Source organism: Cupriavidus sp. HMR-1 (genome assembly GCF_000319775.1).
GTDB classification, from domain to species: domain Bacteria; phylum Pseudomonadota; class Gammaproteobacteria; order Burkholderiales; family Burkholderiaceae; genus Cupriavidus; species Cupriavidus metallidurans.
Genome location: NZ_ANKP01000027.1, coordinates 1 through 22,586 on the forward strand (window position 1 = coordinate 1; position 22,586 = coordinate 22,586).

Here is a 22,586-nt window from a genome sequence, read left to right on the forward strand (position 1 = left end):
CCCGCGCCGGCGGCCGTGGCACCTGCTGCCGCCGAGGCCGCTCAGCAAAAGCCGGCCGAGGCGCCAGCCAACGCGGCTTCGGACGTTCCGGCCAAACCTGCCAGCTAAACGCGGCGGCGGGTCCATTTCAGACACCCAAGCCGTCCGGTCGAATGCCGGACGGTTTTCATTCCGACATACCCAATCATGAAAATCGCCATTGCAGGGGCTTCCGGCCGCATGGGTCGCATGTTGATCGAAACGGTGCTCAATACCGACGGCGTGACGCTGGCCGGCGCGCTCGACGTGCCGGGTGCTGCGGCGCTGGGCCAGGATGCCGGACTGTTTCTGGGCCGCGAGACGGGCATCAAGATCTCCTCCGACATCGAGGCCGTGCTCTCGGCCTCCGACTGCCTGATTGACTTCACCCGCCCCGAGGGCACGCTGGCGCACCTGGCGGTGGCCAAGCGCCTGGGCAAGAAGATGGTGATCGGTACCACCGGTTTCGATGCCGCCGGCAAGCAGGCACTGGCCGATGCGGCCAAGTCGATCGGCGTGGTGTTTGCCGCGAACATGAGCGTCGGCGTCAACGCCACGTTCAAGCTGCTGGAAGTGGCGGCCAAGCTGCTGTCCACGGGCTACGACATCGAGATCATCGAGGCGCACCATCGTCACAAGGTCGACGCGCCGTCGGGCACGGCGCTGGCGATGGGCGAAGTGATCGCCAAGGCCATCGGCCGCGATCTCGACGAATGCGCGGTCTACGCGCGCGAAGGCCATACCGGCCCGCGTGACGCGAAGTCGATTGGCTTCGCGACGGTCCGTGGCGGCGATATCGTTGGCGATCACACGGTGATGTTCGCCGGTATCGGCGAGCGCATCGAGATCAGCCACAAGTCGTCCAGCCGCCAGTCGTATGCCGATGGTGCGGTGCGTGCGGCGCGTTTCCTGGCCGACAAGCCGAGCGGCATGTTTGACATGCAGGATGTGCTGGGCCTGAAGTAAGCCCGCAAGCACGCCCGGCGCGGCCCAGAGGCGGGCCGTTCCAGCCTTTCCGTGCGAGCCGTGGCGGACATACGCCACGGTTATAATCGTCTCTTTCGCATTTCCGATCCCCCCGGTCGCCCGGCGCGCCAGTCGCCCGCGGACCGCTGCCCAGACCGTCGTCCCGACCATGCAAGACAAATATCTTCCGTCCGCCGTTGAACAAGCCGCCCAGCAGCACTGGCAAGCGATCGATGCCTACAAGGTGTCGGAGCACGCGGTCGGGCCCGACGGCAAGGAAAAGTCCAAGTTCTACGCCTGCTCGATGCTGCCCTACCCGTCGGGCAAGCTCCACATGGGCCACGTGCGCAACTACACGATCAACGATGTGATGGCGCGCTACCTGCGCATGAACGGCCGTAACGTGCTGATGCCGATGGGCTGGGATGCGTTCGGGATGCCGGCGGAGAACGCCGCGCTCAACAACGGCGTGGCACCGGCCGCCTGGACCTACGACAACATCGCTTATATGAAGAAGCAGATGCAGTCGATGGGCCTGGCGATCGACTGGTCGCGCGAAGTGGCGACCTGCAGCCCCGAGTACTACCGCTGGAACCAGTGGCTGTTCCTGAAGATGCTGGAAAAGGGCATCGCTTATCGCAAGACCGGCACCGTGAACTGGGATCCGGTGGACCAGACCGTGCTGGCCAACGAGCAGGTCATCGACGGCCGTGGCTGGCGTTCGGGCGCGGTGGTCGAAAAGCGTGAAATCCCGATGTACTACCTGCGTATCACCGATTACGCGCAGGAATTGCTTGGCGACCTCGACGGCCTCGGCTGGCCCGAGCGCGTCAAGATCATGCAGCAGAACTGGATCGGCCGCAGTGAAGGTGTGCGATTCGCCTTCCCGCATGAGATCAAGGACGCGGATGGCAAGCTGATCAACGACGGCAAGCTTTACGTGTTCACCACGCGTGCCGACACGATCATGGGCGTGACGTTCTGCGCCGTGGCCGCCGAGCATCCGCTGGCCACGCACGCCGCCGAGAGCAACCCGGCGCTGGCCGCGTTCATCGAGGAATGCAAGCACGGTTCCGTCATGGAAGCCGACATGGCGACCATGGAGAAGAAGGGGATGCCGACCGGCCTCAAGGTCACGCACCCGCTGACCGGCGAGCAGGTCGACGTCTGGGTCGGCAACTACGTGCTGATGACCTATGGCGACGGCGCCGTGATGGGCGTGCCGGCGCATGACGAGCGCGACTTCGCGTTCGCGCTCAAGTACAACCTGCCGATCAAGCAGGTCATCGACGTCAAGGGTCAGGCCTATTCGACCGACGCGTGGCTCGAGTGGTACGGCGACAAGGAACACGGCCTCTGCATTCATAGTGGCAAGTACGACGGTCTCGGCTACAAGGCCGCCGTCGACGCCATCGCCGCCGATCTGGCCGCCAAGGGCCTGGGCGAGAAGAAGGTGACCTGGCGCCTGCGCGACTGGGGCATTTCGCGCCAGCGTTACTGGGGCACGCCGATCCCGTTGATCCACTGCGACAGCTGCGGTGTGGTGCCGGTGCCAGAGAAGGATCTGCCGGTGGTGCTTCCCGAGGACCTCGTGCCGGACGGCACGGGCAACCCGCTGGCCAAGGACCCGCGATTCCTGGAGTGCACCTGCCCGTCGTGCGGCAAGCCGGCGCGCCGCGAGACCGACACGATGGATACGTTCATCGACTCGTGCTGGTATTACATGCGCTATACGTGCCCCGACGCAGGCACGATGGTCGATGCGCGCAACGATTACTGGATGCCGATGGACCAGTACATCGGCGGCATCGAACACGCGATTCTGCACCTGTTGTACGCACGCTTCTGGACCAAGGTCATGCGCGACATGGGCCTGGTCAAGTTCGACGAGCCGTTCACGAACCTGCTCACGCAGGGTATGGTGCTCAACGAGACGTTCTACCGCGAGGACGCCTCCGGCAAGAAGACCTGGTTCAACCCGGCCGACGTGGACGTGCAGACCGATGAGCGCGGCCGCCCGGCTGGCGCCACGGCGAAGGCCGACGGTCAGCCGGTGGTGATCGGCGGCATCGAGAAGATGTCGAAGTCGAAGAACAACGGCATCGACCCGCAGGCGCTGATCGACCAGTACGGCGCCGATACCGCACGCCTGTTCGTGATGTTCGCCGCGCCGCCCGAGCAGCAACTCGAATGGAGCGGTTCGGGTGTGGAGGGCGCGTCGCGCTTCCTGCGCCGTGTGTGGAACTACGGCTATGCAAACGCCCAGGCGATCCGCGATGGCGCCGGCACCGCGCCCACGGCCGATGACGCCGCGCTGCGCCGCGAGATCCACACCGTGCTCAAGCAGGCCAACTACGATTACGAGCGCATCCAGTACAACACCGTGGTGTCCGCCACGATGAAGATGCTGAACGCGCTGGAAGATGCGAAGACCGCTTCGCCGGCCGGGCGCCGTGAAGGCTTCAGCGTGCTGCTGCGCGTGCTGTACCCGGTGGTGCCGCACATCGCCCACGGGCTGTGGCAGGAACTCGGCTACGCCGCTGAGACGGTCGACATTCTCGACGCCGCATGGCCGCAAGTCGACGAAGCCGCGCTGGTGCGCAGCGAGATCGAACTGGTGCTGCAGGTCAACGGCAAGGTGCGTGGCAGCCTGACGGTGCCGGCCGATGCTGACCGTGCCGCGATCGAGGCCACCGCAGCCGCCAGCGAGATCGTGGCCAAGTTCGCCGCCGGTGCCGCACCGAAGAAGATCGTGGTGGTGCCGGGCCGTCTCGTCAACGTCGTGCTTTGAAGCACGCGGACTGGAATCAGCAGACAGGGATAACGAATGGATCGACCGAACATGGGACGCCGCGGTTTCTTCGCCATCGGCGCCGCGGCAGCGGCGGCGGCATTGCTGGGTGGCTGCGGCTTCCATATGCGCGGTAACGCCGATTTCGCGTTCAAGCGGCTCTACATCGGCATTCCCGCGAATTCGCTGATGGGTGCGGATTTGCGCCGCAACATCCGCAATGGCTCGGACACGCAGATCGTTACCGACCCGAAGGAAGCGGACGCACTGCTCGACGTGCTGGCCGATACGCGGGCCAAGTCGATCCTCTCGATTACCACCGAGGGTGTGGTGCGGGAATACCGTCTGACCTACCGCTTTACCTTCCGCCTGCGCGATGCCAGTGGCAAGGAGCTGATCCCGCCGTCGACGCTGCTGCTGACGCGCGACCTGACTTACAACGAAGCCAACACGCTGGCCAAGGACTACGAAGAGCAGCAGCTCTATCGCGACATGCAGCGCGATGTTGTGAATCAGCTCATGCGCCGGCTGGCCTCGGTCAAGACGATCTGACGCGCCGGGTATCGGCGCGACTCAGGCCGACACAGGAAACATAGGGCGACAATGCAGCTCAAGCTCGACGGACTCGAGGCACATCTGAGGCAGGCGCAGGCCAAGGGCCTGGCGCCGCTTTACGTCGTTCACGGCGACGAGCACCTGCTGGTGCTGGAGGCGGTAGATCGCCTGCGCCGCGCGGCGCGCGAGGCCGGTTTCTCCGAGCGCGACGTGCTGGTGGCCGAACGTGGCTTCCAGTGGGGCCAGGTCATCGAGGCACAGCAGTCGATGTCGCTGTTCGGCGACCGCAAGATCGTCGAGTTGCGTATTCCATCGGGCAAGCCGGGCAAGGACGGCGGCGAGGCATTGCGCGCCGCGGCCGCCCAGCCGTCGCCCGATGTGGTGATGCTGGTCACGCTGCCGCGCCTGGATTTCGCCACGACGAAATCGGCCTGGTTCCAGGCGCTGGAGTCGGCGGGGGTGTCGATCAAGGTCGATGCCGTGGACCGCACACGGCTGCCCGCCTGGGTGGGCGAACGACTCGGCCTGCAGCAGCAGCGGGTGGAGCCGGGCGAGCCAGGGCGGCGCGCGCTGCAGTTCATCGCCGAGAAGGTCGAGGGCAATCTGCTGGCCGCGCATCAGGAAATTCAGAAGCTCGGCCTGCTTTATCCGCCCGGCGCGCTGACCTTCGACCAGGTTCAGGACGCGGTGCTGAACGTGGCCCGCTACGACGTGTTCAAACTGTCCGAAGCGATGCTCGGCGGCGACGTGCCGCGCCTGGTGCGTATGCTCGAAGGGCTGCGTGGCGAGGGCGAGGCTACGGTGCTGGTGCTGTGGGCGCTGACCGAGGAAATTCGCGTATTATCCAAGGTCCGGCAAGGCTTGGCGGGCGGCAAGCCGGCGGGCGTGCTGATGCGCGAACTGCGCGTCTGGGGCCCGCGCGAGCGGCTCGTACCACAGGCCGCGCAACGGCTGTCGATGCCGCAACTGGAAGCCGCGCTTGCCATGGCCGCGCGACTGGACCGGCAGGTCAAGGGCCTGTCCGACCTGCCAGGCGCCGGCGGAGCGGCCGGCGCGTTGCCAGCCGAGCCCTGGGACGGCCTAATGCAGCTTGCGCTGATGATCGCCAGACCTGCATGAGGCCTCCGGGCCCCCAGGGTCCGGACAGGTGACCGGACCACCGAACCAGAACAATCGCCGGCAGCCGCGCCGGCGCATCGACATCGCGGCACTCATAGCAGACCGGGCACAGGCCCGGACACCATCATGACCGAGTTCGATCTCCACGCTTACATGACCCGCGTCGGCCAGCAGGCCCGCGCGGCATCGCGCGCCATGGCGCGTGCTTCCACGGCCGACAAGAACCGCGCGCTGCTGACGATTGCCGCGGCCATCCGCCGCGATGCGGACAAGCTCAAGGCCGTCAATGCCCGCGACGTCGAACGCGCCCGCACTAACGGCCAGGACGCCGCCTTCATTGATCGCCTGACACTGTCGGACAAGGCGATCGCCACGATGGCAGCCGGCCTCGAGCAGATCGCCGCGCTGGCGGACCCGATCGGCGAAATCTCGAACATGAAGTTCCGTCCCACCGGCATTCAGGTGGGTCAGATGCGCGTGCCGCTCGGTGTGATCGGCATCATTTACGAATCGCGTCCGAACGTGACCATCGATGCGGCGGCGCTGTGCCTGAAGTCGGGCAACGCTACGATTTTGCGTGGCGGCTCCGAGGCGATCGAATCGAATACTGCCCTGGCCGCGCTCGTGGCCGAGGGACTGGCCGCGGCGGGGCTGCCCTCCGAGGCCGTGCAGGTGATCGAAACCACGGATCGCGCCGCGGTTGGTCGCCTGATCACGATGACCGAGTATGTCGACGTGATCGTGCCGCGCGGCGGCAAGAGCCTGATCGCCCGCTTGATGGAAGAAGCGCGCGTGCCGATGATCAAGCACCTGGACGGCATCTGCCACGTCTATATCGATGACGACGCCGACCTGGAAAAGGCCGTGCGTGTGTGCGACAACGCCAAGACGCAGCGCTACGCGCCGTGCAACACGATGGAAACGCTGCTCGTGTCGCGCGAGATCGCTGCGAAGGCGCTGCCGCCGCTGTGCCGTATCTACCAGGAAAAGGGTGTCGAGTTGCGCGTCTGCCCGGCAACGCGTGCCACGCTGGAAGCCGCCGGCTTCTCGGGTCTGGTCGACGCCACCGAAGAGGACTGGCGTCTCGAGTACCTGGCGCCGGTGCTGGCGATCCGCACGGTGGACGGACTGGACGCCGCCATCGCACACATCAACACCTACGGGTCGGCGCATACCGATTCGATCATCACCGAGAACTACACCACCGGGATGCGTTTCCTGCGTGAAGTCGATTCGGCCAGCGTGATGATCAATGCCTCGACGCGCTTTGCCGACGGCTTCGAGTACGGCCTCGGCGCGGAGATCGGCATCTCCAACGACAAGCTCCACGCTCGCGGCCCGGTGGGCCTGGAAGGGCTGACCTCGCTCAAGTACGTCGTGTTCGGTGACGGCGAGATTCGTACGTAACCGGAGGCGGATCAGCACATGCTTTGGGTCAAGGCGTTCCATATCCTGTTCGTGACTTCGTGGTTCGCGGGGTTGTTCTACCTGCCGCGCATCTTCGTCAATCTGGCGATGGAGACCGATGCGGCCAGCGTGAAACGCCTGCTGCTGATGGCGCGCAAGCTGTTCCGTTTCATGACGATGCTGGCCGTTCCGGCCATCGTGTTCGGCCTCTGGCTGTTCCTGGGCTATGGCATTGGCCGTGGCGCGGGGCAGGGGTGGATGCATGCCAAGCTGGCGCTGGTGCTGGTGCTGATCGGCTACCACCACGGCTGCGGCGTGCTGCTGCGCAAGTTCGAACGCGGCGCCAACACGCGCTCGCACACCTTCTACCGCTGGTTCAACGAACTGCCGGTGCTGGTATTGCTGGCGGTTGTCATCCTGGTTGTCGTAAAGCCGTTTTAAGCTGACGTTCCAATTCGTTCTACCGTGAGGTCGTGATGAGCAAGCAGGTCGAGTATTTTCTGGCGCCGCCTTCCCCGTTTGTCTATCTGGGACACGCGCGCTTTGTCGAGATTGCCAACCGTCACAAGGCCCAGGTGCTGCTGAAGCCCTGCGATATCGGCAAGGTGTTCGCGGTGTCGGGCGGCTTGCCGCTGGCGCAGCGCCCGCCGCAGCGTCAGGCCTACCGGCTGGTCGAACTGGAACGCTGGAGCAAGTTCCTCGGCATCCCGCTCAACCTGCACCCAACGTTCTTCCCGGTTTCAGGCGATGCCGCGGCACGCCTGATCATCGCCGCTCAACTGGCCAACGGCACGGCGCGCGCGCTGGAACTGACCGGCGCGATCTCGCGCGCGGTGTGGGCCGACCAGCGCAATATCGCCGATGCCGCCACGCTGTCGCTGATCGCCGAGGAATGCGGTCTCGACGGCGCGAGCCTGCTCAAGGCCAGCGAGGGGCAGGCGGTGCAAGCCGCGTATGCGCAGAACACCCAGGACGCCATCTCCGCCAACGTGTTCGGCGCGCCGTGGTTCGTTTATGACGGCCAGCCATACTGGGGCCAGGACCGACTCGATTTCCTCGACCGCGCGCTCGCGGCGGGCTGATCGGGGGACGGTCACCGATACCTTCCGTCCGCCATGGCGGACGTTTTTGTTTGCAGGATTTTCACGCCATGACCCAAGCCTTCTTTGTACCTTGCCCGCGCGGCCTGGAACCCGCCCTTGCCGAGGAACTACGCGAAATCGCGCGGTATCCGGCCGTGGTGGCCGCCGCGCCGTTCGAAGTGCATCGGGAGGTGCCGGGCGGTGTGACGTTCTCGGGGGAGATGGCGGCCGCCTATGCTGTCAACCTCCACTCGCGCATCGCCAGCCGTGTGCTGCTGCGCGTGGCGCAGCGTGGTTACCGGCACGAGGACGACATCTACTCGCTGGTGCGCCAGCAGCGTTGGGAACAGTGGTTCTCGCCGGACGAGACGCTGCGTGTCGATGTCACGGCGCACAAGTCGCCGCTGCGCAGCCTGAATTTCACGGCACTGCGCGTCAAGGACGGGGTCTGCGACGCAATGCGCGAGCGGCTGGGCGCGCGTCCCAGCGTCGATACGGTGAGCCCGGATGTCCGCATCTACGCGCACCTGACCGAAACTGATTGCACCGTCTATCTCGACACCACCGGCGAGCCGCTGTTCAAGCGCGGCTGGCGCATGGAAAAGGGCGAGGCGCCGCTCAAGGAGAACCTGGCCGCCGGCATTCTGCGTCTGGCCGGCTGGACGGCGGGTCAGACCGATCGTCCGTTCTTCGATCCGATGTGCGGCAGCGGCACGTTCCTCGTCGAGGCCGCGCAGGTGGCGCTGGGCCTCGCGCCGGGCGCCGCTCGCACATTTGCGTTCGAGTGGCTGAAGGGCTGCGACACCAAGGCATGGCAGGCGCTGCGTGCCGATGCACAGCGCGCGCGCGAGCAAGCTGCCGGTCGCGCCACGAATCTGAAGATCGCCGGGTCGGATATTTCCACGGACATGCTGTCGATGACCCAGGCCAACTGGCAACGCGCCGGCCTGCCGGGCGATGTGCAACTGAAACAGGTGGATGCGCGCTTCGTCCAGCCGCCTTTTGCCGATGCAGGGCTGATGCTGATGAACCCGCCTTACGGCGAACGGATTGCCGTGCGTGGCGATCGCCGGGGTGCCATGCAGGACGCGCCGCGCGACGAGGCCGAGGAAGCCGCCGCCAACCAGTTCGCTGCGGCGTTTGCGACGACGCTGAAGCAGAGCTTCTCGGGCTGGCAGGCGTGGGTATTCACTGGCGATCTGACGATGCCGAAGCGACTACGCCTGAAAGAATCGCGCCGCACGCCGCTGTACAACGGCAATATCGAATGCAGGTTGTTCCGGTTCGATATGGTGCGGGGCGGGAATCGGGAACAGAAGAAGGATTGAGCGATGGTTCTACGCCTCTCTCCCGCGTGAGGGGGAGGGGTGACAACAAATGGTGCTTCCAGTGTTGTCGAATCAGTCGCGCTTGTTCCGCCCCGTCATCAATTCCGGATTCCGCGTGAATTCCGCCAGAAAGCTCTGCAGGCTGACCACGGGTTCCTGCAGCATGTGGCGGGGCAGGTCGAACAGCGCGTAGAAGTACTCTTCTTGACCTTCGCAACGCTCGGCGGGCAGGCAGTACTGTTCCCAGTCCACGCAGGCCGGCGTGTACATGCCGTTGCCGGGCCAGAAGAACGGCACGATGCGACCCTCGCGCAGGCCTTCGATCAGCGCGGCTGGCGCCTCGTAGGCCTCGGCGGATTCCACCTGGCTCATCAGCCCCGCGCGCGTTTCGATCACCATCAGCGTGGCATGGCCCTGGGCGGTCAGCAGCAGCATGCCCACCGGATTCGGATACAGGTAGTACTCGACAAAGCCATAGCGCGCGGCCGTCTGGCGCACGCGGTCGGCCATCGCCGGGTCGGACAGGAACGAGTACGAATGGCGAGTCAGCAGGTCGCGTAGCGTGCGCGAGATCGAGGCGAAGTATTGCTGCTGCAGCGCGTCGATTTCCTCGTTGAGCCGCGCCACCATGTTTGGATCGTGCTTCTTTACGTAGCGGTCGATCAGTCCGTGGTTGAAGCCCTGCACGGCGATGCTTTCGTCGGCCGTGCCGGTCAGCAGGATGGTCTTGCAGGGCAGGCCTTCCAGTGCCTGGCAGAACTCGAGGCCGTCCATCTGCGGCATCGAGTAGTCGACCACGATCACGCCGGGCTGCAGGAAGCGCTTCACATCGTGAATCTGGCGATGAATGCGATCGACGTCGAGCTGCACCGTGCGGCGCTCGGACAGGAAAGTCAGGTCATCATGGGTAACGTGCACCGGCAGGAACGCCGGGTGCCGTGTGGCATACGCTTCTCGAATCCACGCGAGTGCCTCGCGCGGGTCGGTAAAGCTGACCACCGCGCGGGATGCATCCATCTGGAATGCCAGGCTGTCGATGAACGATTTGCTGTCGTCCACCAGCACCGTCAGCACGGGGTGATGGAAGACCGACAGATTCCTGTCATGCGAACTGAATGTCATGGTGCGATCAAATCTGCCGTCGGCGGTGGACGGTGTGCGTGAGAGGCCGGGGCTAGGCGAGTATAGCGCCGAACCCGCGCGCAGGAATCGAAATCCGGAAAACGAAACGGCCGGCGTTGGTTGCCGGCCGCACTCGTTCGATTTCGTTGATTTCAGGTCTGCGAGTTGTTTTATTCACTTCGCAGACCTGCTGCCGCTCGGAAGATTAACGGCAGATTATCCGACCGCCTTGAACATGTCCTCGACCACCTTCTTGGCATCGCCGAACACCATCATCGTCTTGTCCATGTAGAACAGCTCGTTGTCCAGGCCCGCGTAGCCGGCTGCCATCGAACGCTTGTTCACAATGATCGTCTTGGCCTTGTACGCCTCCAGGATCGGCATCCCGGCGATCGGCGATTTCGGATCGGTCTTGGCGGCTGGATTGACCACGTCGTTGGCGCCTAGCACCAGCACCACGTCGGCCTGGCCGAACTCGCTGTTGATGTCCTCCATCTCGAAGACCTGATCGTACGGCACCTCGGCTTCGGCCAGCAGCACGTTCATGTGACCCGGCATTCGGCCCGCCACGGGGTGGATCGCATACTTCACCGTCACGCCGTGCTCGGTCAGCTTCTCGGTCAATTCTTTAAGCGCATGCTGGGCACGGGCCACGGCCAGGCCGTAGCCGGGCACGATGATCACGGTTTCCGCATTGCTCATCACGAAGGCAGCGTCATCCGCCGATCCGGACTTCACATTGCGCTGCGCCTGCGCGCCCGCCGTTGCGCCGGCCGATGCATCTGCGCCGAAGCCGCCCAGGATCACGTTGAAGAACGAGCGGTTCATCGCCTTGCACATGATGTACGAGAGGATCGCGCCGGAGGAGCCCACCAGCGAGCCCGCGATGATCAGCATCGGGTTGTTCAGCGAGAAGCCGATGCCGGCCGCTGCCCAGCCCGAGTACGAGTTCAGCATCGACACCACCACGGGCATGTCAGCGCCGCCGATCGGAATGATGATCAGCACGCCGAGCACGAACGCGATGGCCAGCATGATCAGGAACGGCAGCCACGACTGCGACAGGAAGAAGATCACGCCGAAGCCGATCATGCCGATGGCCAGCAGCAGGTTCAGCCAGTGCTGGCCCGGGAACACCACCGGCGCGCCCTGGAACAGACGGAACTTGTAGCGGCCCGACAGCTTGCCGAATGCGATCACCGAACCGGAGAACGTAATCGCGCCGACGAAGCAGCCGATGAACAGTTCGATGCGGTTGCCGAGCGGAATCAGATGCGAGCCAGCCGGCGTGATGCCGAACGCGGCAGGCTCCGCCACGGCGGCCACGGCGATGAACACGGCGGCCAGACCGATCAGCGAGTGCATCGCGGCCACCAGCTCGGGCATCTTGGTCATTTCGACCTTCTTCGCCACATAGGCGCCGATGCCGCCGCCGACCACCAGCGCGCCGAAGATCAGCGCCAGACCCGTGCCAACCGACGACTGCGCCGCGCCTACCGCCAGGAACTCGTGCTTGATCTTGACGATCAGCGCCAGCGTGGTCACCACGGCGATGGCCATGCCGATCATGCCGAACGCATTGCCCTTGCGGGCCGATGCCGGGTGAGAGAGGCCCTTCAGCGCCTGGATGAAGCAGACCGATGCCACCAGGTACAGCAGCGTCACAAGGTTCATGCTGATGGCTTCCATCACGCACCTCCCTTGTTGTCAGCCTTCGCCTTCGGTTCCTTCTTCTTGAACATCTCCAGCATGCGCTGGGTCACCAGAAAGCCACCGAACACGTTCACCGCGGCCAGTGCCACGGCCACCGTGCCCATGACGCGGCCTACGCCGCCTTCGGTGAGGCCGGCCGCCAGCATGGCGCCGACAATGATGATGGCCGAGATCGCATTGGTCACGGCCATGAGCGGGGTGTGCAGCGCGGGCGTCACCGTCCAGACCACGTGGTATCCCACGTAGATCGCCAGCACAAAGATGATCAGGTTGATCACCGTGTGGTTAACCATCTCCATCGACTTCTCCTCCGTTGCTTTTGAATACTTGCTGATGCGCTTCGCTTCGCGTTGCGTCGGATCGAGGCTGCGAGATCTGGGTCCGCCGATGGCGGGTTGCAGTGCGGATGGCTCCCCGCGCTGCTGCAAGGTCATCGGCGGACTGGCGTCAGGGCGTGATGGCCTGGCGCCGGTGTCGGATCAGGCTGCCTCGCGGATGACCTGGCCGTCCTTGCACATCAGGCAGGCGGCGACGATGTCGTCCTCAAGATTCAGCGTATAGCGGGCATCCTTGTCGATGATCAGCTTGAGGAAGTCCAGCACGTTACGCGCGTACAGCGCGGACGCATCGGCGGCAACCATGCCGGCAAGGTTCGTGTGACCAATCAGGGTGACGCCGTGGCGCTCGACCACTTCGTCGGCGACGGTCAGCGGGCAGTTGCCGCCCTGTGCCGCGGCGAGGTCGACGACGACCGAGCCGGGCTTCATCTGCTTGACGGTCTCTTCCTGCAGCAGCACCGGCGCGCGGCGGCCCGGGATCAGCGCGGTGGTGATGACGATGTCGGCCTGCGTGGCGCGCTGGTGCACCAGTTCGGCCTGGCGCCGCATCCAGTCGGCGGGCATCGGGCGGGCATAGCCGCCCACGCCTTGCGCGATCTCGCGCTCTTCGTCAGTCAGGAACGGCACGTCGACGAATTTCGCGCCGAGCGATTCGATCTGCTCCTTCACGGCAGGGCGCACATCGGAGGCTTCGATCACGGCGCCCAGTCGCTTGGCCGTGGCGATGGCCTGCAGGCCCGCCACGCCGGCGCCAAGGATCAGCACGCGCGCGGCCTTGACCGTGCCCGCTGCCGTCATCAGCATCGGCATGAAGCGCTGGTAGTGGTGCGCGGCCTCCAGCACGGCCTTGTAGCCGGCGATGTTGGCCTGCGAAGACAGCACGTCCATGCTCTGCGCGCGCGTGGTACGCGGCGCGGCTTCGAGCGCGAACGCCGTGATCGCGGCGCTGGCCATGCGCGCGTTGTTTTCGATATCGAAGGGATTAAGCATGCCGACCAGCACGGCACCCGGCTTGATCTGGGCTCGTTCGGCATCGTCCGGCGCGCGGACCTTCAGCACGAGTTCCGCGCCGAGCGCGTCGGCCGCGGAGCCGATGCGCGCGCCTGCCGCTTCGAACGCTGCATCGGGAACACTGGCGCGGACACCGGCGCCGGCTTGCACCGTTACCTGATGGCCCTGCGCAACGTACTTCTTGACGGTCTCCGGGGTGGCAGCGACTCGCGCCTCACCTGCCCGCGTCTCGAGCGGGATGCCGATATGCATCGTCCATTTCTCCTTTTGATGGCGTCGTATCTGATTGGTTGGGCAGACGTCCTCGCCCCCGGTGTACCGCGTGCGGCGCACCATTTTTTGCGCAGCTTACCCGAAACTTACATTCGGTGGTGACTGGGCGGTCGGGGATTTGTGGCGTCACAGAGACTCATTCTTGCGCCTCATGAAATGACTTCTTTCATCGGGCGGCGATTGCTTCGCAATTCACCTTGATGGATTTGCTTCGGTGGCCTGCCCATTCTTGATGCCGATTTGACGCGCGGCTGCGTATCGTGGCGTTCACGTCTCTTTCGAGGCGTCTCTCCAAACGCACAACTGATTCCTCATGATCGCAACACGTCTGCTCACTTCGGCGCCGGCGGGACTGGCCGCTGCCGTGCTGTTCGCCATGCCGTTTTCGTCGGCCTTTGCGCAGGAAGCCTCTGCGCCCGTGGCCGAACCTTCCACGCCCCATACGTTCACGGCCAATGTGTCGCTGGTGTCCGACTACCGCTATCGCGGCATCAGCCAGACCAATCTGCGCCCGGCCATCCAGGGCGGATTCGACTATTCCCACGCCAGCGGCTTCTACGTCGGCAACTGGAACTCGAGTATCAGCTGGCTCGAGGATGCCGATTCGTCGGTGTCATCGCCCGTGGAAATGGATTTCTACGGTGGCTTCAGGAACACCTTCAAGCTGTCTGACCTCGAGTTCAACTACGACGTCGGCGTGCTGGAGTACTACTACCCAGGTGGGTACACCACTACGCGCCCGTACACCACGGAGCTGTACGCAGGCATCGGCTATGGCCCGGTGTTCCTGAAGTACTCGCATGCGGTGACCAATCTGTTCGGTATCGACGACAGCAAGAACAGTTACTACGTCGACCTGTCGGCGAATGTGCCGCTGAACGTCTGGGGTCTCATGTTCAATGCGCACGTGGGCTATCAGGGCGTGGCCCATCACAGCGATGCGTCGTACACGGACTGGAAACTCGGCCTGACCAAGGATCTGGGCAAGGGCTTCTCGCTGGCGGTGGCCTATGTGGATACCAACGCGAAGGCGTCGTTCTACACCAGCGCCAATCGTGGGCGATATCTCGGCAAGGCAGCGGCGTGGGCGTCGATCACCAAGACATTTTGAGCCCATCATCTTTACGCGATGTTGATGAGCCGCTCGCGGAATGCTGCGCCAAATTGAGATCGCTATCCCTAGCATGGATGTCATGTTCAACAGACGGTCCGCCAGGCGCGGATCATCGCGACATGCGACAGTCTTCGAATCTCGCCGTGGCCTATGCGTCGGTGCCCCGACGCCGGATCGCTTCGAACGTGCAGTGGATTCGCCTGCGGCTTGCCGTGTCATCGGCGCAGGTCTTCATGCTGCGCCAGACATTGCATCGTGCTATCGGTAATCTTGCGCGTGTCTACGTGGTGGAGGTGGATCATCGCCACGGCGAGACCACGCTGCACGTGGAGGTGGGGCGCGAAGACCGCGAGGCAGCCATGCACGCCATCATGGCCGCGCTGCCCGCCGCCGAGTTTGGCGTGACGACGATGCTCGGAGACGACCATGCCACGCATTGAGTTCGCTCGCCCGCGCATCGTCGATGGGCTATGGCTGCCGATGGTTACGCCGCTGCATCACGGTCAGGTCGATGTAGACGGCGTGCAGCGGCTTGCCGCGCACTACGCGGATGCTGGCGTCGACGGTTTGATCGTGCTCGGCACGACCGGGGAGGGTGGACTGCTGACCGACGTGGAACGCCTTCAGGTCGCCGCCGCTACACTCGAGGCCGTGCAAGGCGCCGTGCCCGTGATCGCCGGGGTTGGCGGTGTGGCAACCCATGCGGTCTGCGAGCAGGTGCGTCGGCTCGAACGGATCGATCTTGCTGGCTATCTCGTGCCGCCGCCGTACTACCTGCGCGTGTCCGATGAGGGGATCGCGTGGCATATGCGCAGCGTCGCCAGTCATACGGCCAGACCGCTGATGTTGTACAACGTGCCGAAGCGCACGGGCTGCGCGATCTCGCCCGACCTCACGTGGCGTTTGGCCGCGCATCCGCAGATCGTGGCGCTCAAGGAGTGCGATGCGGCGGGAATGCGCGCGTTGGCAGGGCAGGATCGTCTTGACGTGTTCTGTGGCGATGATGCGGCCATGCTCGACCATCTGCTGCGTGGCGGCGCGGGAATCGTGCCGGCCTCGGCCCATATCCGGCCCGATCTGTTCGTGCGGCTTATTCAACTTGCCCGCACGGGGCGTGAGGAAGCGGCGCGCGCGCTGTTCCGGCAACTGTCGCCGCTGATCGGACTGCTGTTCGACGAGCCCAACCCCGCCCCGGTGAAGGCGGCGCTGGCGCTGTGTGGTCTGGCGCGCCCGGAGGTGCGTCGACCGTTGATGCCGGCGTCGAAGTCACTTGTGGCGAGACTCGACGCGGCGATTGCGCTGCTGCCGCCTGTCGTCGCGCGGGAAGCCGCCTGAGCGGGCGCTGACCTGCGGGGGAAACTGGCAGACGCCTGGGCCGAGGTGGCCCGAAAGAACCATCGCGCGATGCACGTTCGCACGGCAACCGGTAAAATGCCGGATTGCTTAAAAAATGTGCACCATGTCACGTGATTGGAATGCCAGCGTCACGGTAGCCGCCGTTATCGAACGGGGTGGCCGCTTCCTGCTGGTGGAAGAGGAAACCGCGGATGGTCTGCGTCTGAACCAGCCCGCCGGCCATCTGGAAGCGGGCGAGAGCCTGATTCGCGCCGTCGTGCGCGAAACGCTCGAGGAAACCGCGCATTCGTTCGAACCGCGCGCGCTGCTGGGCGTTTACACGAGCCGCGGCCGTTCGTCGCGCGACCAGGGCGACACCACCTATATCCGCTTCGCCTTTACCGGCGATATCGGCACACTCGACGCCGGGCGCCAGCTGGATACCGGCATCGTCCGTACCGTGTGGATGACCGCCGAGGAACTGCGTGGCTGCCCCGAGCGCCATCGCTCGCCGCTGCTGATGGCTTGCGTCGACGACTATCTGGCCGGCAAGCGTTTCGCGCTCGACATGATCCATACGCATCCGAGCACCGTGGCCGCGTCGATCGCGCCGGGCGACACCGCCGCGCCGACGAATCCGCCGGCGCAGGCAGGAGCGGCATCATGAGCGGCAAGCGCGTGGTGGTGGGCTTGTCCGGTGGCGTCGATTCGTCGGTCACCGCATGGTTGCTGAAGCAGCAGGGTTATGAAGTCATCGGCTTGTTCATGAAGAACTGGGAAGACGATGACGACAGCGAATACTGCTCGACGCGCCAGGACTGGCTCGACGTGGCGTCCGTGGCCGACGTGATCGGCGTGGACGTGGAAGCCGTCAACTTCGCCGCGGAGTACAAGGACCGCGTGTTCGCCGATTTCCTGCGCGAATACTCTGCCGGCCGCACGCCGAATCCGGACGTGCTGTGCAACGCCGAGATCAAGTTCAAGGCCTTCCTCGATCACGCGATGTCGCTGGGCGCCGATACGATCGCCACGGGCCACTACGCGCGCGTGCGGCAGGCGGCCAACGGCAAGTTCGAATTGCTCAAGGCGTTCGATCACACCAAGGACCAGAGCTACTTCCTGCACCGTCTGAACCAGGCACAGCTCTCGCGCACGCTGTTCCCGCTAGGCGAGATCCCGAAGACACGCGTGCGCGAAATCGCCGCGGAAATCGGCCTGCCGAACGCGAAGAAGAAGGACTCCACCGGTATCTGCTTTATCGGTGAACGTCCGTTCCGCGACTTCCTGAACCGCTACCTGCCGACCCAACCGGGCCCGATGATGACGCCCGAAGGCAAGGTGGTGGGCGAACATATCGGCCTGGCCTTCTACACGCTGGGCCAGCGCAAGGGCATCGGCCTGGGCGGCAGCCGCGATGGCAGTGGCGATGCCTGGTACGTGGCGCGCAAGGACATGGCCAGCAACACGCTCTACGTGGTGCAGGGCCACGACCATCCGTGGCTGCTGACGTCGGAACTGAACGCTGCGGATCTGTCGTGGGTGGCCGGCGAGCCGCCTGCGGCGGGTGCCACGATGGCCGCCAAGACGCGGTATCGGCAGAGCGATGCCCCTTGCAAGGTGGTGGCAGCCGAAGGCGATGCGTTGAAGCTGTCGTTCGCGGAGCCGCAGTGGGCGGTGACGCCGGGGCAGTCGGCCGTGCTGTATGACGGGGATGTCTGCCTGGGTGGCGGGATTATCCAGTAAGGCGGGAAGGGTGCCGCAGATTGGGCGGCACCTGAATGCAACACGGCGCTTCACACCCAGTGTGAAGCGCCGTGCAAGATCACACGCAGACAGCCGCGTGAGAGCGATCAGCCTCGCGGCGGCTCGGTGTCGATAAACGACTGGCGTTTTTCGATCTTCTCCTGGAACGCCACCAGATTCGGATGGCGGTCGCGCCATGCGATGTCCGGGAAACGGAAGTCCAGGTAGGCCAGCGCGCAGCCAACCGCCACGTCGGCCAGCGTGTAATGGGTGCCAGTGCACCAGGTCTTGTCGGCCAGGCCGGTCGACATCGACGTCAGCGCGGCGTCGATCTTGCTGCGCTGGCGCTGCACCCAGCTTTCGCTGCGTTCGCTTTCCTTGCGCTGTGTGACTTCCAGGCGCGCCAGCAGGGCGGCGTCCAGCAGGCCATCGGCCAGGGCTTCCCAGCAGCGGACTTCCAGCCGCTCGCGACCGCCCTGCGGAATCAGGCGGCTGACCGGCGAGAGCGTGTCGGCATACTCGGCGATCACGCGCGAATCGAAGACCGCGCCGCCGTCCTCCATGACCAGGCAGGGCACCTTGCCGAGCGGATTGAACCGACCGATCGTGGTGTCTGGCGACCAGACGTTCTCCTCGATCATCTCGTAGTCAATTTTCTTCTCCGCCAGCACCACGCGCACTTTGCGCGCGTACGGACTGGTTTGGGACGCATACAGCTTCATGTTCTCCCCTTGAGCTTGTTATGAAGTGCATCGGCGCTCCTTGGCAGGCGGATTTCCACGCTGGCAGACGGGCCGCTTGCCCGATGCACTTCATAACAGGCTAATGGATGAGCGAGCGCGAGTATACCCGCGCCGGGCGCCGGATGCGCCACCAATGCGGCCTGGCGCACGGATCACGGGGCATTGGTCATGGCGTGCAGCACAGCGCCATGGTCCGATGATAAAATCGCGCGTTACGCTTTTCGCGGCCCGTGCACACCAACGTTGCCCGGTGATCGCACAAATCGCGCCGTGCGGCGCATTGATCGCTTCGCACGTGCCTCGCCCCCGCACCCGCCATGTGCGGAACGCGCCCATACCTCCCTTACTTCTGGTTGCCAGCATGTCCACGTCTTCCCTTTCGCCGCTTACCGCCCTGTCTCCCATCGATGGCCGCTATGCCGCCAAGGCCGATGCATTGCGCGAGTGGCTGTCCGAGGCGGCCTTCATGCGCAACCGCGTCAAGGTGGAGGTCAACTGGCTGATCGCGCTGGCCCAGGCCGGCCTGCCGGACGTGCCGAAGTTCTCGGCCGCATCGGAGGCAAAGCTGCTGTCGCTGGTGGAGAATTTCACCGAGGCCGACGCCGCCCGGATCAAGGAAATCGAAGCCGTCACGAACCACGACGTGAAGGCCGTCGAGTACTGGCTCAAGGAGCAGGTCAAGGGCAACGCGGAGCTCGAGGCCGCCAGCGAGTTCATTCACTTCGCCTGCACGTCGGAAGACATCAACAACACGTCGCACGGCATGATGCTCAAGGGCGCCCGCGACGGCGTGATCGTGCCGGCGCTCAAGCGCGTGCACGCGCGTCTGGTCGAACTGGCGAAGCTGAACGCCGCCCAGCCGATGCTGTCGCGTACGCACGGCCAGCCGGCCAGCCCGACCACGCTCGGCAAGGAAATGGCCAACGTGGCCGCGCGTCTGGCCCGCGCCATCGAGCGTGTGGAACGGGTGGAACTGCTCGGCAAGATGAACGGCGCCGTCGGCAACTACAACGCACACCTGTCCGCCTATCCGACGTTCGACTGGGAGTCGTTCTCGAAGCAGGTGATCGAGACGCGCCTGGGCCTGACGTTCAACCCGTACACGATCCAGATCGAACCGCACGACTACATGGCCGAGCTGTTCGATGCCGTCGCTCGCGCCAACACGATCCTGCTGGACCTGAACCGCGACGTCTGGGGCTATATCTCGGTGGGCTACTTCAAGCAGAAGACCAAGGCTGGCGAGATCGGCTCGTCGACCATGCCGCACAAGGTCAACCCGATCGACTTCGAGAACTCGGAGGGCAATGTCGGCCTGGCCAACGCCGTGCTGCGCCACCTGTCCGAGAAGCTGCCTGTGTCCCGCTGGCAGCGTGACCTGACCGATTCGACCGTGTTGCGCAACATGGGCGTGGCGTTTGGTTACAGCCTGCTGGCCTACGAGGCCTGCCTGCGCGGCCTGGGCAAGCTGGAAACCAACCCCGAACGCCTCAACGAAGACCTCGACAACTGCTGGGAAGTGCTGGCGGAGCCGGTGCAGACCGTGATGCGCCGCTTTGGCGTGCCCAATCCGTACGAGCAATTGAAGGAGCTGACCCGCGGCAAGGGCATCTCGCGCGAGGCACTCCAGACGTTCGTGCAGGGTCTGGCGATTCCCGACGATGCCAAGGCGCTGCTGCTGGCGATGACGCCCGCCAGCTACATCGGCCGCGCCGTGGAACTGGCGAATCGCATCTGACGCCTGAGACGCGTTAAGAAACAAAAAGGGCTGGCCTGGTGCCAGCCCTTTTTGTTCTTGTCAGCCGTCAGGGTTGGGGCAGAAATTACCGCCGTGCGGTCAATTGCCGGCACATGTGACCCGGATGACGGGTTACGATCACCGGCATTGCGGCGGGTGCGACATCTGGTCGCTTCAAATGATTTGAACAACTTAATGAAGTTCGGCCGTTCCCAGCTAATGGGCGGGCCCCAATAATGCGAGGATTCGCTGCGACGGGACTGGCCGGATCTGCAACATTCACGTCGCGCGCACAACGAATGCATCAACGAAGGGATTGATAGACATGAGTTCCAAAGGCTCCATTCCGGCCGGCCGGCCCGCCGGATACACAGCCACCGCCATCGGTCTGCACTGGCTGATCGCCTTCGGCATCTTCGCCGCGTTCGGCCTGGGCCTCTACATGACCGGGATTCCCGGCCTGACGCCGACCAAGCTGAAGTTGTTCTCGTGGCACAAATGGATCGGCGTGACGATCTTCGTCGTGGCTGTGCTGCGCGTGATCTGGCGCGCCACCCATGCCGCGCCGCCCGTGGCGCCCGGCACGCCGGCCTGGCAGGCCAAGGCTGCTGCTGGCGCGCATCATTTGCTGTACCTGCTGATCCTGATCGTGCCGATTACGGGCTATCTCTACAGCTCTTCGGCGGGCGTGCCCGTGGTGTACCTGGGCCTGTGGAAGCTGCCGCCGCTGATCGAGGCCAGCGACACGCTCAAGCCGATTCTGAAATTTGCCCATATCTGGCTGAATTACCTGATGGCGGCGATCGTCGTCGTCCACGCAGCCGCCGCGATCAAGCACCAGTTGATCGACCGCGATGGCACGCTCGGACGCATGATCCCGTTCCTGCGCTAACCGCTTGATCCATCTATTCGCACTGGAGTCAAAGATGAAACGCATGTCTCGCCCTGGCGTGATGCTCGTGTCGGCCGCACTGGTCACCGCCGGACTGGCCGCCAATATCGGCTGGGCCCAGATCGACACCGCCAAGAGCTCGGTCACCGCAACCGCTCGCCAGATCGGCGTGCCGATGGAAGGCAAGTTCAAGAAGTTCGACGCCACGGTCGACTTCGATCCCGCCAAGCTGGCAACGTCGGCGGCCAAGGTCGAGATTGACGTGTCGAGCTTCGAGATCGGCGACGCGGAAACGACCAAGGAGGTCAAGGGCCGCGAATGGTTCGATGCTGCGAAATTTCCGAAGGCCGTGTTCCAGTCCACCAGCATCAAGGCCGGCGCAGCGGGCAAGTATGACGTTGCCGGCAAGCTGACCATCAAGGGCAAGACCGTGGACGTGGTGGTGCCGGCCTCGTACAAGCAGGACGCCGGCGGCCAGGTCTTCGAAGGCGTGCTGCCGATCAAGCGCACCGTGTTCAACATCGGCGACGGCGAATGGAAGGACACTTCCGTGGTAGCCGACGACGTGCAGATCAAGTTCCGTATCGTTACCCCGGTCAAGAAGGGGTGAGGCGCCAGCGGTCCCCGGACCGCCCGGTTCACCTGAAGTCATCCTTTTTCCGGTTTCATCAGACCTTCCTATCCAACCCCCAGACGGGAGACCTTATATGAAGATGCGCACCCTTTTCGCCGCTGTCGCGGCTGCTTCCGCCACGCTCGCCGCCGGTTCCGCACTGGCCAATGCGTCGACGTACAACATCGATCCGACCCACACCTACCCGAGCTTCGAGGCTGACCACATGGGCGGTCTGTCGACGTGGCGCGGCAAGTTCGAGAAGTCGTCGGGCGTCGTGACGCTGGACCGTGCCGGCAAGACGGGCACCGTGGATATCAAGATCGACGCGTCGTCGATCGATTTCGGCAACGGCAAGCTCAACGAGCACGCAAAGGGCCCCGAAATGTTCGACGTGCAGGCCTTCCCGGAAGCCACGTACAAGGGCAAGTTCTCCAAGTTCAAGGGCGACGTCCCGACCGAAGTCGACGGCGTGCTGACGCTGCACGGCGTGTCGAAGCCGGTCAAGCTGGAAATCCGCGAGTTCAAGTGCATGCAGCACCCGATGCTCAAGCGTGAAGCCTGCGGCGCCGATGCCGTGGCCCAGATCAACCGCGCCGATTTCGGCATCGACTACGGCGTCAAGTACGGCTTCAAGCAGGACGTGAAGCTTGCCATCCAGGTGGAAGCGGTCAAGGCGGACTGA

At 64.4% G+C, this 22,586-nt stretch carries 22 protein-coding genes; 17 read left to right on the top strand and 5 right to left on the bottom strand.

Translation table 11 applies throughout. From position 1 onward, the window contains the following. Positions 1 to 186 precede the first annotated feature (186 nt). The 8 genes from dapB (at position 187) to D769_RS02755 (ending at position 9,266) form a co-directional block, all read left to right on the top strand. Positions 187 to 984, top strand: a complete 798-nt coding sequence (gene dapB, locus D769_RS02720; RefSeq protein ID WP_008641871.1) for a 4-hydroxy-tetrahydrodipicolinate reductase — start codon at positions 187 to 189, stop codon at positions 982 to 984. 169 nt (positions 985 to 1,153) lie between these two features. Next, positions 1,154 to 3,775 (top strand): leucine--tRNA ligase, encoded by a 2,622-nt coding sequence (gene leuS / locus D769_RS02725; RefSeq protein WP_008641872.1) that lies wholly within the window; start codon positions 1,154 to 1,156, stop codon positions 3,773 to 3,775. A 36-nt stretch (positions 3,776 to 3,811) separates the two neighbouring features. Further along, positions 3,812 to 4,327 carry an LPS assembly lipoprotein LptE gene (lptE, locus tag D769_RS02730; protein WP_008641875.1) on the top strand — a complete coding sequence of 172 codons (516 nt, stop codon included), beginning with the start codon at positions 3,812 to 3,814 and terminating at the stop codon, positions 4,325 to 4,327. 51 nt (positions 4,328 to 4,378) lie between these two features. Next, on the top strand, positions 4,379 to 5,449 hold the full coding sequence (gene holA / locus D769_RS02735; RefSeq protein ID WP_008641876.1) for a DNA polymerase III subunit delta: 1,071 nt from the start codon (positions 4,379 to 4,381) through the stop codon (positions 5,447 to 5,449). Between the two features lie 126 nt (positions 5,450 to 5,575). Next, entirely contained in the window at positions 5,576 to 6,856 is a 1,281-nt protein-coding gene (locus D769_RS02740; protein WP_008641877.1) for a glutamate-5-semialdehyde dehydrogenase, read from the top strand. An 18-nt stretch (positions 6,857 to 6,874) separates the two neighbouring features. After that, on the top strand, positions 6,875 to 7,297 hold the full coding sequence (locus D769_RS02745) for a CopD family protein (RefSeq protein WP_008641878.1): 423 nt from the start codon (positions 6,875 to 6,877) through the stop codon (positions 7,295 to 7,297). A gap of 35 nt (positions 7,298 to 7,332) precedes the next feature. Then, positions 7,333 to 7,938, top strand: a complete 606-nt coding sequence (locus D769_RS02750) for a 2-hydroxychromene-2-carboxylate isomerase (protein ID WP_008641879.1) — start codon at positions 7,333 to 7,335, stop codon at positions 7,936 to 7,938. Between the two features lie 68 nt (positions 7,939 to 8,006). Beyond that, positions 8,007 to 9,266 carry a class I SAM-dependent RNA methyltransferase gene (locus D769_RS02755; protein ID WP_008641880.1) on the top strand — a complete coding sequence of 420 codons (1,260 nt, stop codon included), beginning with the start codon at positions 8,007 to 8,009 and terminating at the stop codon, positions 9,264 to 9,266. A gap of 72 nt (positions 9,267 to 9,338) precedes the next feature. Here D769_RS02755 and D769_RS02760 read toward each other — a convergent pair whose 3' ends face one another. The 4 genes from D769_RS02760 to D769_RS02775 all read right to left on the bottom strand — a co-directional run bounded on the left by D769_RS02760 (position 9,339) and on the right by D769_RS02775 (position 13,702). Next, on the bottom strand, positions 9,339 to 10,388 hold the full coding sequence (locus tag D769_RS02760; protein WP_008641881.1) for a response regulator: 1,050 nt from the start codon (positions 10,386 to 10,388) through the stop codon (positions 9,339 to 9,341). Between the two features lie 216 nt (positions 10,389 to 10,604). Then, positions 10,605 to 12,080, bottom strand: a complete 1,476-nt coding sequence (locus D769_RS02765; RefSeq protein ID WP_085959044.1) for an NAD(P)(+) transhydrogenase (Re/Si-specific) subunit beta — start codon at positions 12,078 to 12,080, stop codon at positions 10,605 to 10,607. Further along, a complete protein-coding gene (locus D769_RS02770; protein ID WP_008641884.1) occupies positions 12,077 to 12,400 on the bottom strand; it encodes an NAD(P) transhydrogenase subunit alpha in 324 nt (107 codons plus the stop codon). The genes D769_RS02765 and D769_RS02770 overlap by 4 nt, the downstream gene beginning before the upstream one ends. Before the next feature lie 180 nt (positions 12,401 to 12,580). Next, entirely contained in the window at positions 12,581 to 13,702 is a 1,122-nt protein-coding gene (locus tag D769_RS02775; protein WP_008641886.1) for a Re/Si-specific NAD(P)(+) transhydrogenase subunit alpha, read from the bottom strand. A gap of 334 nt (positions 13,703 to 14,036) precedes the next feature. Here D769_RS02775 and D769_RS02780 point away from each other — a divergent pair, with 334 nt between their 5' ends. The 5 genes from D769_RS02780 to mnmA all read left to right on the top strand — a co-directional run bounded on the left by D769_RS02780 (position 14,037) and on the right by mnmA (position 17,915). Continuing rightward, positions 14,037 to 14,834: a TorF family putative porin gene (locus D769_RS02780; RefSeq protein ID WP_008641887.1), complete on the top strand. Its 798-nt coding sequence runs from the start codon at positions 14,037 to 14,039 to the stop codon at positions 14,832 to 14,834. Positions 14,835 to 14,956: 122 nt separating this feature from the next. After that, the gene (locus D769_RS02785) at positions 14,957 to 15,277 is read left to right on the top strand and encodes a hypothetical protein (RefSeq protein WP_008641891.1); all 321 of its coding nucleotides are present in this window, start codon (positions 14,957 to 14,959) and stop codon (positions 15,275 to 15,277) included. Beyond that, complete coding sequence (gene dapA / locus D769_RS02790; RefSeq protein WP_008641893.1) at positions 15,264 to 16,172, top strand: 4-hydroxy-tetrahydrodipicolinate synthase; 909 nt, start codon at positions 15,264 to 15,266, stop codon at positions 16,170 to 16,172. The genes D769_RS02785 and dapA overlap by 14 nt, the downstream gene beginning before the upstream one ends. A gap of 115 nt (positions 16,173 to 16,287) precedes the next feature. Further along, the gene (locus D769_RS02795; protein ID WP_008641895.1) at positions 16,288 to 16,839 is read left to right on the top strand and encodes an NUDIX hydrolase; all 552 of its coding nucleotides are present in this window, start codon (positions 16,288 to 16,290) and stop codon (positions 16,837 to 16,839) included. Then, entirely contained in the window at positions 16,836 to 17,915 is a 1,080-nt protein-coding gene (mnmA, locus tag D769_RS02800) for a tRNA 2-thiouridine(34) synthase MnmA (RefSeq protein ID WP_008641897.1), read from the top strand. Before D769_RS02795 ends, mnmA begins: the two co-directional genes overlap by 4 nt. Positions 17,916 to 18,022: 107 nt before the next feature. Here the strand turns inward: mnmA and D769_RS02805 are convergent, their stop codons facing one another. Continuing rightward, positions 18,023 to 18,637, bottom strand: a complete 615-nt coding sequence (locus tag D769_RS02805; RefSeq protein ID WP_008641899.1) for a glutathione S-transferase C-terminal domain-containing protein — start codon at positions 18,635 to 18,637, stop codon at positions 18,023 to 18,025. 382 nt (positions 18,638 to 19,019) lie between these two features. On the opposite strand from D769_RS02805, the gene purB reads away from it, so the two are divergent. From purB to D769_RS02825, 4 genes are all read left to right on the top strand, one after another. Then, positions 19,020 to 20,396: an adenylosuccinate lyase gene (gene purB / locus D769_RS02810; RefSeq protein WP_008641901.1), complete on the top strand. Its 1,377-nt coding sequence runs from the start codon at positions 19,020 to 19,022 to the stop codon at positions 20,394 to 20,396. A 325-nt stretch (positions 20,397 to 20,721) separates the two neighbouring features. After that, positions 20,722 to 21,288 carry a cytochrome b gene (locus tag D769_RS02815; protein ID WP_008641902.1) on the top strand — a complete coding sequence of 189 codons (567 nt, stop codon included), beginning with the start codon at positions 20,722 to 20,724 and terminating at the stop codon, positions 21,286 to 21,288. A gap of 34 nt (positions 21,289 to 21,322) precedes the next feature. Next, positions 21,323 to 21,898: a YceI family protein gene (locus D769_RS02820; RefSeq protein WP_008641904.1), complete on the top strand. Its 576-nt coding sequence runs from the start codon at positions 21,323 to 21,325 to the stop codon at positions 21,896 to 21,898. A gap of 97 nt (positions 21,899 to 21,995) precedes the next feature. Beyond that, positions 21,996 to 22,586 (top strand): YceI family protein, encoded by a 591-nt coding sequence (locus D769_RS02825; protein WP_008641905.1) that lies wholly within the window; start codon positions 21,996 to 21,998, stop codon positions 22,584 to 22,586.